Source organism: Yoonia sp. D2-7 (assembly GCF_055809435.1).
In genome coordinates this window covers 2,501,834-2,513,544 of record NZ_CM147912.1, presented here as the reverse complement: position 1 = coordinate 2,513,544, position 11,711 = coordinate 2,501,834, and the positions used below count along the sequence as shown (strand labels likewise).

Genomic DNA, 11,711 nt, shown 5'->3' with positions numbered 1-11,711 from the left:
CTTTTTGATTCGAGGAGACCGTATCAGGTGGTTTCAAAAATTCAAAACGTTTTAAATTGGCGTTATGGCTATACAAATGGGAAAATATCAGTATTTTGGCGGAGTCATTTTAATCGCTTTGAGGTGTCCATTGTGGCGACGCTAAAGGAAATCAGTGCTGAGTTGGGGTTGTCCGTTGCGACGGTCAGTCGTGCCCTGAACGGATTTCCAGAGGTCAACGTCAAGACGCGGACCAAGGTTCAAGAGACCGCTGCGCGGCTGGGTTACAAGCCGAACAGAGTGGCGCAACGGCTTGTGACAGGGCGATCTGGCATGGTCGGAATGATCGTAAAGATCAAACCCGATATGAGTGCTGACCAGACGTTTTTCGAAATTCTGACGGGGCTGACCGCCGCGCTTTCTGGGCATGATGTGGACTTGGTGCTTGCGGTTGATCAAGGCGGCGATCCTGTGAAGCCATACGAGAAAATGCTTGAGCGCGATATCTTGGACGGCTTCATTCTGAACGCATCTGCGCCGAACGATCCGCGTGTCGATTTCCTGCTTAAAATGGGCATTCCGTTTGTTTTGCACGGGCAGGATCGTGTCGATCCCCAGTATCCATTTTATGACATCGACAATAGGGCGGTGTCGGCAGATGGCGTGAATATGTTAGAGGCGTTGGGCCACCGCACAATTGCGCTTATCAACGGTGGGTTGCATCACGCCTTTGCGGTGGAACGTCTTGCCGGGTTCGAAGAGGCGATGACATTGCGTGGTTTGGACGTCGTTGTTGAAAACGGCGCTGTTCTTGAAACGCATGGCTATATGGCTGCGCTGAACATGCTGAATGGCGCTGCGCCGCCGACCGCGTTCATGTGTGCGTCGACCGTTGTTGCAGATGGTGTCATTCGGGCAATCCGCGATCGCGGACTGCGTGTGCCAGAGGATGTGTCGGTCATGGCGCACGATGACGCGTTGCCATTGACCCGCGCGATTAATTTTGACCCTGCCTTAACAGTAACGCGCGCGCCCTTGCGCGATGCATGTGGTCCGCTGGCGGATATCCTTACAGACCATTTGCAAGGTAAACCTTTAAAAGAATGCCAAGTTCTGGTGAAAGCCGAACTGATTGTGCGCGGCTCCACGGGGCCTGCGCCGAAGGAGAAATCATGTTAGATGCCACCACACCTGCCGCGCTTGCCATCCAAGGTCTGAAAAAAGCTTACGGCGCCGTCGAAGTCCTGCACGACATTGATGTGACGATGGCCGAACGCGAGTTTCTTGTTCTGGTTGGTCCATCCGGCTGTGGGAAATCGACGCTGCTGAATTGCATCGCGGGGCTTGAGGAAATTACAGGCGGCGATCTGCTGATTGGCGGGCGCAACGTGACAGAAGTGCCGCCAAAAGACCGTGACATCGCGATGGTTTTCCAATCATACGCGCTTTATCCGACGATGACGGTCGGCGAGAATATCGGCTTTGGGATGCGTATTCGGAAAGTGGCGAAGGCCACGATGGAGGTGCGGATCAATGAGGTCGCGACGCTTTTGCAGATTGATCATTTGCTTGATCGTTTGCCGTCACAGCTGTCTGGTGGTCAACGGCAGCGGGTTGCGATGGGGCGTGCGTTGGTGCGCGATCCGAAGCTGTTTTTGTTCGACGAACCGCTGTCCAATCTGGATGCGAAGTTGCGCGTTGAGATGCGGGCAGAGATCAAGCGGCTGCACAAAACCACAAATGCGAGCATTGTGTATGTGACGCATGATCAGATCGAGGCCATGACATTGGCGACGCGCATTGTCGTTCTAAAGGATGGGTTTGTGCAGCAAATTGGGACGCCGCAAGAGATTTACGACACGCCTGCAAATACATTTGTTGCGGATTTCATGGGCTCACCGCCAATGAACTTGGTCCCTGCGACAGTAAATGCGGCAGGGGTGCAGGTGGGCGATACGGTCTTGGGCGCTGACACAACTGATCTGCCGGAAAAGGTGATCCTTGGCATTCGGCCTGAGCATTTTCAGATCGCGACAGGCACACCAGATCTAACGGTGACGCCAACCTTGATCGAAAACACGGGCGCTGAATGCTACCTTAATTTTATGATCAACGGCGTGCAGGGCACCGCACGTTTGCCCGGACGATTGGACGAGGCGGATTTGTCGCCACGGGGGCTACAGATTGCACCTGGAGCGATGTGCTTTTTCGATGCGACGACATCTGAACACATCGCGCGATAGGGCTTCTACGCCGATGTGATGCGAAGCTAGTTGCGAATGCTTCTCATTAACGCTATCTCAATTCTGAGTTTACTTGGATTGAGGCGATACATCGTGACCATGCGACTTTTGACGACCACTTGTTTGGCGACGCTGCTGGCAACCGGAGCCCATGCAGATCGCTTGAAAGTGGTGACGACCTTCACCGTTCTGGCCGACATGGTGCAGAACGTGGCGGGGGATGCGGCGGACGTCGTTTCGATCACCAAACCGGGGGCTGAAATCCACGGGTACGAGCCGACACCGCAGGATTTGGTCCGCGCCATCGACGCTGATCTGATCCTTTGGAACGGGCTGAACCTAGAGTTATGGTTCGAACAGTTCTTGGCGAATTTAGGTGAAAAGCCGTCTGTGACGTTAACGGACGGGATTGATCCGATTTCGATTGCTGAAGGTGCCTATGAAGGCAAAGCGAACCCGCATGCGTGGATGGGGTTGGATAATGCGCTGATCTACATCGATAATATCGAAGCGGCTTTGGCTGAATATGATCCGGAAAATGCGGACGTCTATGCCGAGAATGCGGACACATACCGCACAGCTTTGCAGGACACGATTGCGCCGCTACGCGAACAGATTGCGCAAATTCCCGAGGAAGATCGTTGGCTTGTGACCTGCGAAGGCGCGTTTAGCTATCTCGCCCGCGACTTCGGGATGAAGGAATTGTATTTGTGGCCGATGAACGCCGATGCGATTGGCACGCCGCAACAAGTGCGCGGTGTCATTGATGGCGTCCGTGACAACGATATCCCCGTCGTTTTCTGCGAAAGCACGGTGAATACATCACCTGCGGAACAAGTCGCGCGCGAGACGGGGTCGACTTTTGGCGGTGTGCTTTATGTTGATAGCTTAAGCGCAGAGGGCGGGCCGGTGCCGACCTACCTTGATCTGTTGCGTGTGACATCTGAAACAATCGTGGCTGGCCTCAATGCTGATGAAGACTGACACCGCTGATGGGATTTTAGCGCAAGACGTGACGGTGACCTATCGCAACGGGCACACGGCACTTCATAATGCGAGTTTCGAAATCCCGCGCGGGACGATCACTGCTTTGGTCGGGGTCAACGGGGCGGGTAAGTCTACATTATTCAAGGCGATTATGGGTTTCGTGCCTGCCGCGAAGGGCGAGATCAAGCTGCTTGGTAAATCGGTTAAGCAGGCGTTGCGTGAAAACCTGATCGCCTATGTCCCGCAATCTGAAGAGGTCGATTGGGCCTTTCCCGTGCTGGTCGAAGACGTCGTGATGATGGGTCGTTATGGCCATATGGGGTTCATGCGGCGGCCACGCGCAAAGGACCGCGCAGCGGTAGAGGATGCGTTACGGCGCGTGAATATGTTGGATTATCGCCACCGCCAGATCGGTGAATTGTCCGGCGGTCAGCGCAAACGCGTGTTTTTGGCGCGATCACTGGCCCAAGACGGGCAGGTCATTCTGCTGGATGAACCGTTCACTGGTGTGGACGTCAAAACCGAGGATCAGATCGTCGCCTTGCTGCGCGAATTGCGGGATGAGGGACGGGTGATGCTTGTCTCTACCCATAACCTTGGGTCTGTTCCGCAGTTTTGTGACCGCACCGTTCTGGTGAAAGGCACTGTGCTGGCCCATGGCCTGACTGAAGATGTTTTCACCCACGATAATTTGGAAACGGCGTTTGGCGGCGTGCTGCGGCGGTTCACCATTGGTGGCGCTGATCTGCATGACGATGATGATACCCGCGAGGTCAGTATTATCACCGATGATGAACGTCCTTTCGTGCAGTATGGCGAACGCCCTTCCGAGGATGAAAGGCCATGATCGACGCGCTGCTGCTGCCTTTTAGCTATTCCTACATGTTCAACGCGATGTGGGTATCTGCGCTTGTGGGTGGCGTTTGCGCATTTTTGTCTGCGTATTTGATGTTAAAAGGCTGGTCGTTGATCGGCGATGCGCTGAGCCATTCCGTCGTGCCTGGCGTTGCTGGGGCTTACATGCTGGGCTTACCGTTCGCGCTTGGCGCATTCATTTCCGGCGGGTTGGCCGCTGTTGCGATGTTGTTTTTATCTGGCCGGTCGGGGCTGAAAATTGATGTAATTATCGGGATCATTTTCACGTCGTTCTTTGGTTTGGGCCTGTTCATGATTTCGCTCAATCCGGTGGCCGTGAATATTCAGACGATCATCATGGGCAATATTCTGGCGATCACGCCGGGTGATACGGTGCAACTGGCTGTGATCGGTTTCGTCTGCTTGGCAGTGTTACTGCTGAAATGGAAAGACCTGATGGTCACCTTCTTTGACGAAAATCACGCGCGCACGATTGGGTTGCGACCTGATCTGTTGAAGGCGATGTTTTTTGTATTGCTGTCCGCCGCAATCGTGGCGGCAATGATGACCGTCGGCGCGTTCCTTGTGATCGCGATGGTCGTCACACCGGGCGCGACGGCCTATCTGCTGTGCGACCGTTTCCCGCGTCTGATCATGGTGTCGGTCGCGATTGGCACAATCACGAGCTTTGTCGGCGCATACATCAGTTTCTTTCTTGATGGAGCCACGGGCGGCGTCATTGTTTGCCTGCAAACGCTGATCTTTCTCTTGGCTTTCGTCTATGCGCCGAAACATGGGATGCTTGCCGGACGACGCAAAGCCGCGGCTGCGTTGAAAGGGGGGGCTGTCTGATGGATTACTGGCTGCTGCCTTTCCAGTTTCCCTTTATGCACAATGCGTTCTGGATCACGTTGTTGATTGCCCCGCCGACTGCTTTGCTGTCGTGTTTTCTGGTGATGAAGGGTTGGGCCTTGATGGGCGACGCCGTAAGCCACGCCGTTTTGCCGGGTGTCGTACTGGCGTGGATGACGGGGATTCCGTTGATTGTCGGGGCGTTTGCTGCGGGCATGTCTTGCGCGTTGCTGACCGGTTATTTGGCTGAAAACAGTCGTGTGAAGCAGGACACTGTGATGGGTGTTGTGTTTTCGGGCATGTTTGGTTTGGGCATTATTTTATATACGTCAATCACGACCAACGAACATCTGGACCATATTCTGTTCGGAAATATGCTGGGGATCGGGGCTGAGGATTTGTGGACCGCTGGCACGATTGCCGTCGGCGTCTGTGCTTTTTTGCTGCTGAAATGGCGGGACTTGGAACTGCATGCGTTTGACCCTGTTCAAGCCAAGGCAAGCGGCCTGTCGGTGAACCTGCTGCACTATGGATTGTTGGTCGCGCTGTCGCTGTCCATTGTCGCGACCCTATCGGCGACGGGGCTGATCCTTGCCGTTGCCTTACTGATCACGCCGGGCGCGATTGCGTTTTTGGTTGTCCGCAGTTTTGGTCACATGCTGGTCGTATCGGTGATGGTGTGCCTGTTTTCGATGTTGGCTGGTACCTACGCGAGCTTTTTCCTTGATAGTGCACCCGCCGCGACGATCGTGTTGGTCCTGACGGCTTTGTTCGTGGCGGCCTTCGTTTACCGTTTGCGCGTGACGTACAAAACATCGCGCAGCGCGGGGTAAGATCACGGATGCGTGTTTGGCCTTGGTGACATAGTCACCGTCATTCTGGTTGGGTTTTGCCATGATTGGGCGAACGCAACACAGGAGATTTCCCATGCAAATGACACGCAACGTTGGCAAAGCCGACCGTATGATCCGTTTGATCGGTGGAGCCGCATTGGTCGCTGCCGCTGCTTTTGGCGTCATCGGGGTTTGGGGCTATATCGGCCTGATTTTTGTCGCTACAGCCTTTATGAATTTCTGCCCGCTTTATAAAATCGTCGGGTTCAAAACCTGTTCCGACTGCTGATGATGTGACGCCACGGCTTTGGTGACTTTATCACTGTTGAAACCAGCCGTGGCCTGTACATATCTGCAAGGAACAAAGGAAAAGGTGCGTCAATGCTTATTGAGACGACGTTTACACCGCTTCAGTCGCTCGCGGGTGGACTGCTGATTGGTGCTGCTGCTGTGATGCTGATGGGCTTCATGGGGCGAATTATGGGGGCCACGGGGATCCTCGCAGGTGTGATCAGCCCGACGGGCTGGTCTGATTGGTCATGGAGAGCCGCTGTTTTGCTGGGCATGATCACGGGCCCGATTGCGGTTCTTGCGATGACGGGCCAGATGCCCGCTGTCGAAGTCCCTGTCGGGATGCCGATGTTGGTTGTTGGCGGCTTTATCGTCGGGATGGGCGTCACATTTGGTGGTGGCTGTACATCTGGTCACGGTGTCTGCGGCATGGCGCGGCTTTCGCCACGGTCCATCGTTGCCACGGGTACGTTTATGGTCACGACCGCGATCACCGTTTTTGTGATCCGTCACGTGATCGGAGGATAAGAGATGCGTTTGATTGGAAGCTATATCATCGGTTTGATCTTCGGGATCGGCATTTCGATTTCTGGCATGGCGAACCCGGCTAAGGTCACGAATTTCTTCGACTTTGCAGGCATCTGGGACCCTAGCCTTGCCTTTGTGATGGGCGGTGCCCTGATCGTGACGTTCTTTGGGTATCGGTACGTTTTGAAAAACACGGCCCCGATGGTGGATACCAAATTTCACCTGCCGACGCGCCGTGATCTGGACGCGAAATTGCTTGGTGGATCGGCGCTGTTTGGCGTTGGTTGGGGGATTGCCGGTTTCTGTCCCGGTGGTGCTTTGCCTGCGATTGGCACGGGCCGGACCGAAGTGTTGGTCTTTGTTGGTGCCATGTTAGCAGGGATTTTTGCAGCAAAAGCGTTGCAAAATATGATGGCTGCAAAAGCAGCCACTGCTTGATTTCAAAAGGGGGCGTTGATGTGATCAACGCCCCCTTTTTTTAGTTGAGAGACAGTTCAGCCACGAGCGGCGCCCAGCCCGCCCCGTGCATATCCCGATCCGTGATATCGCCCTGAATGACGGGCCGCGGCAGGCTGAATTTCACGACATTCAGCGTGTCGATGTCGAACCGTTTGATCGTATCCGCATCCACTTGAAATGCAGTGGCGACGCGGTCAGTCGATAGGCTTTGCACGATCTGCTGATAGGCCTGCGGCGTTCCGCAAAAGACGTCGACCGTCAGCCAGAACGGCCCCGCGTTTTTGCTGCGCACTTTGGTGACGATGTCTGCGACGGTGTTCATGCGTGGACCTCCAAACGGAATGCCTGCATCGGATCATCAAGCGTCATTGTGTGGTGCAGGCAGAACGCATAGGCCGCGCCGCGGTCGATTTCGGCGGGCGAGAAGGGGAAGGCGAACGTTGGCACTTCTTCGTCCTTCGTCAGCGGATGGTGCAGCAGGTAGGGGTTCAGCAACTTGGCAATCGTGTTCGCGGTTGCTTGGGTTTCTGCGGTGACGATGGCCATGACACCGACCTCGGTCAGGGTGGTTTCGCGCGTTTCGAGTTTGCCGAGCGTACTGTCCTGACCGATGATCCGCAGTTCGCATGTGAAGGCTTCTCCGGCCATGCGGTCGCGGACTTTGGCGGCGTGTTTGGCGATGATATCATCGCACCACGCTTGCACATTTCGCACATAGTGGGCGTCGCGGATCGTGACGATGCTAATGGTCTGATAGCCCGCGATCCGGGCACCTTCGATTTTCACGGTGTAGTCGTCCGATGGATGCCAGACTGATCCGGTGACGCGCACGGATGTGTCGTCTAACGCTGTATAAGTCGCTGAAGTCACATCCAAATGCCCACCCGGTTCATACAGAATGAAGGGATCGGAGTTCTCGTAAAGCATGTGTGCCGATACTGTGTGGGGCGTCGCATGTGCCCCGTCAGCGAGCGGCGTGATGGTGAAACCATCCGCGTCAAAGTCGATCATGATGACGCCGGATTGCGGGTTGGTTGCACAAAGCGCACCACATTCCCCGATCTTGGCACCATGCCACGCAGCCCCCGCATTGTCCCCGTTGGTCAGGGGAAGGGCCGCGATGATGGCTGTGTCGGTGGTGCGACCTGCGATGATGATGTCTGCACCAGTTGCGAGGGCTGCAGCGATTTGTTCTGCACCGGCGAGGGCCACGATGTTTTCGCAGGACGTGATCACGGCTTCGGAAATGTCCGGCGCGCCTGATAGTGGGGCGAGCGTTGTCTTGGCGATCTCCAATGGGTCTTGGCTTGACCGGATCGTCGCAATTTTGGCGGTGCGGTTGTCTTCGGCCAACACCTCACGCGTAATATCCAGCAGCCAATCGACCATACTGTCGGTCCCGCATGTGCCTGCCGTGCCGATCACCAAGGGGCAACCGGCGGCATGGGCGGCACGCATCAGCCCCGCCCATTCCATTTTAGTGGATTCGCGGGCGTATTTCGACACCCCGCGTCCAAGATATGATGGCCCTGAATCGGTGGACCCGCCGTCGATAGCAATCAGGTCCGGTTTGAGGGCAACGCCGCGCGAAAGGGCCACGGCATCATAGCCAAGGCCCAATGCGCCTGATGGGATCAAAATTTTAGTCACTGATTGCCTGTGGTTTGCGAAGGATATTGCGCAGGAACATCGGCGCGATGAAGCCAGCAATGGCAAAAACCCAGAACCCAATCGCAATCGGGCTTGAGAAAAGATACGTCGGGTCTCCGTCGGAGAGGGTCATGGCGCGGCGCAAGGCGTCTTCCATATTCCCGCCGAGCAAGATGCCAAGGATGACAGGCACTGTTGGCACGTCAAGCTTGCGCAAAACGTAGCCAAGCATCCCGAAGCCCACAAGCATCAGCAAGTCGAAGTAGCTGCCGGTCAGGGAATAGATGCCAGTGAAGGAAATCATCGTGACACCTGGCAGTAGAATCCACGCAGGCACCGTGAGGATTTTGACGAAGATTTTTACCATCGGCACATTCATGATCAAAAGCACGACGTTCGCGATCAACAAAGAAGCGATCAGACCCCAGACAACGTCGGGGTTGTCGCGGAACAATGTTGGCCCCGGTGTGATGTTGAGCGTCATCAAAAGCGCCAACAGAACTGCTGTTGTTCCCGATCCGGGTACGCCCAGCGTCAGCATCGGCACGAGTGCGCCACCAGCCGCAGAGTTGTTTCCGGCTTCGGGTGCAGCGATCCCGCGGGGGACGCCTGTCCCAAAACCGCCTTTTTCACCGGCGATGGATTTCTCGGTCATATAGGCAAGGAAAGACCCAAGCGACGCACCAGCCCCGGGTAGAACACCGGCAATGAAGCCGACACCAGAGGCGCGCAGCATTGTTGGGAACGTCTGGCGGATGTATTTCCAAGGAATTGTCACCTTGTCGAGCACCACGCCGATGGACGACCCTTTGCCGTGGCTTTCGATAAAGAAGAAGAGTTCCGCGATCGCGAACAGGCCTACGATGGCCACAAGGAAATCCACACCATCATATAGGTGCAGGTTGCCGCCGGTTAAGCGTGGCAGACCAGAGGACGAATCCACGCCAATCATTGCAATTCCTAGACCGATACAGGCCGCAATCGCAGATTTGGCTTGGTTGTTAGACGCCATGCCGCCCAAGGTGCAAAACGCCAGCAGATAAAGGGCAAAATATTCGGCCGGACCGAACAGGAAGGCCACGCGTGCAAGTACGGGCGCCAGCAAGATCAGACCGATCGTGGCCAAGAAGGCGCCGACAAAGGACGCCACGCCGGACAGCACCAGCGCGTCACCCGCTTGTCCGCGTTTGGCCATCGGGTAGCCGTCGAGCGTGGTCATCAATGCAGGTTCGTCGCCCGGAATGTTGAGCAAAATCGAGGAAATCCTGCCGCCGTACATGGCGCCGTAGTAGACGGCTGTCATCAGGACCAACGCGGACGTCGCATCAAGCCCGAGCGCGAAGGAAATTGGGATCAGGATCGCCACGCCGTTTGATGGGCCAAGCCCCGGCAGTGCCCCGATTATTGTTCCAAAAAAGCAACCGATGACGGCCAGCATGAGGGTGTAAGGCGACAGGGCGACCGAAAAGCCGAGCGCCAAATTAGAGAGGATATCCATCGGATTAGTGCCCCACGAATGGAATGAGAATGCTGATGGCGTCCCACAGCTTGGCTGGGGTTGGCACGCGGTAGGCCACGATGTTGCCCAGCATGAGAATGTATTTGAAGATCACGAACAGACCGATGGCTAATCCAAGCCCGGTCAACGCGGCTTTGCCAGCGTGCGGCGCAATTTGATAGCTTAGGATTGCGGCAGTGATCGCGGTTGGCAGAACAAAGCCAAGCGGCGTGATCATCACAGCGTAGACGGCCAACACGAGAACGGCGATGAACAGCCCACCCCATGTGCGGGATGCGGGCCAATCAGGGTCGGGGTCGGGTTTGAAGATTAAGACCAAAGACGACAGCGCAGCGACGCCCCCGATCATGAGGGGAAAGAGCTTGGGCAAGAATTCACCCGAAAACATATTCGTCTGGATCTGAGTGGCAGCCGCGATATACGCGGCTGCCGTGATCAGGGTAACCAGACCGAAAATACGGTCTGATGCCATTACTGAGTAACCCCCAGTTCAGCGCTCATGGTCGCGATGTCTGCGACGAGGCCGTCAACGTATGACTGGAAGTCACCGCCAACTTTAGTGAATGGTGCCAGGCCGTTATCAGCCATTGCTTGCGCCCACTCTGGGCTGTCTGCAACCTGCTGAAGCTTGCCAGCCCACGCATCAAACTGCTCATCGCTGATGTCTTTTGGCACATACAGACCACGCCAGTTTACGGCCACAACAGGGTAACCCTGTTCGGTTGCAGTTGGGATGTCGTCAAAGCCCGGAACGCGTTCGTCTGTGAGAACGGCAATTACGCGGATGTCACCGTTTTCGAGGAAAGACACAACTTCGGACATGTCGCCTGTCATTGCTTGTGTGAAGCCGCCGACGGTCTGTGTGATCGCGTCTGCACCACCGTCAACACCGATGTATTTAACGGAACCGATGTCTGTGAAGCCTGCTTCTTTCAGGACCATCAATGGCTTGAGGTGATCGAAGCCACCAACCGCAGACCCACCAGCAAAGGCCACGGAACCCGGCTCTGCCAAGATCGCATCGACCAGATCGTTCAGGCTTTGATATTCGCTGTCAGCGGCAACTGCGATGATGCCCGGATCAGCACCGATGGCACCCACAAAACGAACCTGATCGGCTGTCATGCCTGCATAGGCGTTCTGGGCCAGACGCGTTGTTGTTGCGGATGAAGCCGCGATGATCAGCTCTGCATCGTCAGCGCGTTCAGTGACAACGTGGTTATATGCCAAACCACCACCAGCGCCTGGCATGTTGGTGACCTGAACAGGGCTGTCTACTGCATCGATATCATACAAGATTTTGCCGATCTGGCGGCATGTGAAATCCCAGCCACCGCCCGGGTTCGCAGGTGCGATGCATTCTGCGGCATAGGACGCAGTGCCCGAAAAGGCGAAGAGTGCGCTGGTGGCGATTGCGCCAAGAAGCGTCTTTTTCATGTGATTTTCCTCCCAGTATTCACATTGCGTGGGAGGTCGTTGTCGTTTCGTCACGCCAAGCTCCCCCCTTGCGTGCCC

General features: G+C 55.7%; 14 protein-coding genes. 9 read left to right on the top strand and 5 right to left on the bottom strand.

Features of this window, described 5'->3' with window-relative positions; genetic code table 11:
- Positions 1-132 precede the first annotated feature (132 nt).
- The 9 genes from AC0L7R_RS12330 to AC0L7R_RS12290 all read left to right on the top strand — a co-directional run bounded on the left by AC0L7R_RS12330 (position 133) and on the right by AC0L7R_RS12290 (position 7,006).
- Positions 133-1,158, top strand: coding sequence for a substrate-binding domain-containing protein (locus AC0L7R_RS12330; protein WP_473657175.1), 1,026 nt, complete (start codon positions 133-135; stop codon positions 1,156-1,158).
- Positions 1,152-2,222: a sn-glycerol-3-phosphate ABC transporter ATP-binding protein UgpC gene (locus tag AC0L7R_RS12325; RefSeq protein WP_473657174.1), complete on the top strand. Its 1,071-nt coding sequence runs from the start codon at positions 1,152-1,154 to the stop codon at positions 2,220-2,222. Before AC0L7R_RS12330 ends, AC0L7R_RS12325 begins: the two co-directional genes overlap by 7 nt.
- Before the next feature lie 99 nt (positions 2,223-2,321).
- Positions 2,322-3,206, top strand: a complete 885-nt coding sequence (locus tag AC0L7R_RS12320) for a metal ABC transporter solute-binding protein, Zn/Mn family (protein WP_473660408.1) — start codon at positions 2,322-2,324, stop codon at positions 3,204-3,206.
- Positions 3,190-4,056, top strand: coding sequence for a manganese/iron ABC transporter ATP-binding protein (locus AC0L7R_RS12315; RefSeq protein WP_473657173.1), 867 nt, complete (start codon positions 3,190-3,192; stop codon positions 4,054-4,056). Before AC0L7R_RS12320 ends, AC0L7R_RS12315 begins: the two co-directional genes overlap by 17 nt.
- Entirely contained in the window at positions 4,053-4,916 is an 864-nt protein-coding gene (locus AC0L7R_RS12310; RefSeq protein WP_473657172.1) for an iron chelate uptake ABC transporter family permease subunit, read from the top strand. The genes AC0L7R_RS12315 and AC0L7R_RS12310 overlap by 4 nt, the downstream gene beginning before the upstream one ends.
- Positions 4,916-5,749: an iron chelate uptake ABC transporter family permease subunit gene (locus AC0L7R_RS12305; protein ID WP_473657171.1), complete on the top strand. Its 834-nt coding sequence runs from the start codon at positions 4,916-4,918 to the stop codon at positions 5,747-5,749. The genes AC0L7R_RS12310 and AC0L7R_RS12305 overlap by 1 nt, the downstream gene beginning before the upstream one ends.
- Before the next feature lie 94 nt (positions 5,750-5,843).
- On the top strand, positions 5,844-6,038 hold the full coding sequence (locus AC0L7R_RS12300) for a YgaP-like transmembrane domain (RefSeq protein WP_473657170.1): 195 nt from the start codon (positions 5,844-5,846) through the stop codon (positions 6,036-6,038).
- Positions 6,039-6,130: 92 nt separating this feature from the next.
- Positions 6,131-6,568 carry a YeeE/YedE family protein gene (locus tag AC0L7R_RS12295; protein WP_247126429.1) on the top strand — a complete coding sequence of 146 codons (438 nt, stop codon included), beginning with the start codon at positions 6,131-6,133 and terminating at the stop codon, positions 6,566-6,568.
- Positions 6,569-6,571: 3 nt separating this feature from the next.
- Entirely contained in the window at positions 6,572-7,006 is a 435-nt protein-coding gene (locus tag AC0L7R_RS12290) for a DUF6691 family protein (protein WP_473657169.1), read from the top strand.
- Positions 7,007-7,046: 40 nt separating this feature from the next.
- Here AC0L7R_RS12290 and AC0L7R_RS12285 read toward each other — a convergent pair whose 3' ends face one another.
- Genes AC0L7R_RS12285 through AC0L7R_RS12265 form a run of 5 tightly spaced genes read right to left on the bottom strand, consistent with a single transcriptional unit; the run spans position 7,047 to position 11,633 of the window.
- Positions 7,047-7,349 carry a DUF4387 family protein gene (locus tag AC0L7R_RS12285; protein ID WP_473657168.1) on the bottom strand — a complete coding sequence of 101 codons (303 nt, stop codon included), beginning with the start codon at positions 7,347-7,349 and terminating at the stop codon, positions 7,047-7,049.
- On the bottom strand, positions 7,346-8,677 hold the full coding sequence (locus AC0L7R_RS12280; protein WP_473657167.1) for an acyclic terpene utilization AtuA family protein: 1,332 nt from the start codon (positions 8,675-8,677) through the stop codon (positions 7,346-7,348). Before AC0L7R_RS12280 ends, AC0L7R_RS12285 begins: the two co-directional genes overlap by 4 nt.
- On the bottom strand, positions 8,670-10,175 hold the full coding sequence (locus tag AC0L7R_RS12275) for a tripartite tricarboxylate transporter permease (RefSeq protein WP_348109307.1): 1,506 nt from the start codon (positions 10,173-10,175) through the stop codon (positions 8,670-8,672). Before AC0L7R_RS12275 ends, AC0L7R_RS12280 begins: the two co-directional genes overlap by 8 nt.
- Positions 10,176-10,179: 4 nt before the next feature.
- Positions 10,180-10,668 carry a tripartite tricarboxylate transporter TctB family protein gene (locus AC0L7R_RS12270; protein WP_473657166.1) on the bottom strand — a complete coding sequence of 163 codons (489 nt, stop codon included), beginning with the start codon at positions 10,666-10,668 and terminating at the stop codon, positions 10,180-10,182.
- Positions 10,668-11,633 (bottom strand): Bug family tripartite tricarboxylate transporter substrate binding protein, encoded by a 966-nt coding sequence (locus AC0L7R_RS12265; protein ID WP_348109305.1) that lies wholly within the window; start codon positions 11,631-11,633, stop codon positions 10,668-10,670. Before AC0L7R_RS12265 ends, AC0L7R_RS12270 begins: the two co-directional genes overlap by 1 nt.
- Positions 11,634-11,711: the final 78 nt, after the last annotated feature.

Coding starts and splice junctions, on each gene's coding strand:
- AC0L7R_RS12325 (WP_473657174.1), top strand. CDS start 1,152: ATGTTAGATGCCACCACACCTGCCGCGCTTGCCATCCAAGGTCTGAAA.
- AC0L7R_RS12315 (WP_473657173.1), top strand. CDS start 3,190: ATGCTGATGAAGACTGACACCGCTGATGGGATTTTAGCGCAAGACGTG.
- AC0L7R_RS12305 (WP_473657171.1), top strand. CDS start 4,916: ATGGATTACTGGCTGCTGCCTTTCCAGTTTCCCTTTATGCACAATGCG.
- AC0L7R_RS12300 (WP_473657170.1), top strand. CDS start 5,844: ATGCAAATGACACGCAACGTTGGCAAAGCCGACCGTATGATCCGTTTG.
- AC0L7R_RS12270 (WP_473657166.1), bottom strand. CDS start 10,668: ATGGCATCAGACCGTATTTTCGGTCTGGTTACCCTGATCACGGCAGCC.
- AC0L7R_RS12285 (WP_473657168.1), bottom strand. CDS start 7,349: ATGAACACCGTCGCAGACATCGTCACCAAAGTGCGCAGCAAAAACGCG.
- AC0L7R_RS12265 (WP_348109305.1), bottom strand. CDS start 11,633: ATGAAAAAGACGCTTCTTGGCGCAATCGCCACCAGCGCACTCTTCGCC.
- AC0L7R_RS12310 (WP_473657172.1), top strand. CDS start 4,053: ATGATCGACGCGCTGCTGCTGCCTTTTAGCTATTCCTACATGTTCAAC.
- AC0L7R_RS12275 (WP_348109307.1), bottom strand. CDS start 10,175: ATGGATATCCTCTCTAATTTGGCGCTCGGCTTTTCGGTCGCCCTGTCG.
- AC0L7R_RS12290 (WP_473657169.1), top strand. CDS start 6,572: ATGCGTTTGATTGGAAGCTATATCATCGGTTTGATCTTCGGGATCGGC.
- AC0L7R_RS12295 (WP_247126429.1), top strand. CDS start 6,131: ATGCTTATTGAGACGACGTTTACACCGCTTCAGTCGCTCGCGGGTGGA.
- AC0L7R_RS12320 (WP_473660408.1), top strand. CDS start 2,322: ATGCGACTTTTGACGACCACTTGTTTGGCGACGCTGCTGGCAACCGGA.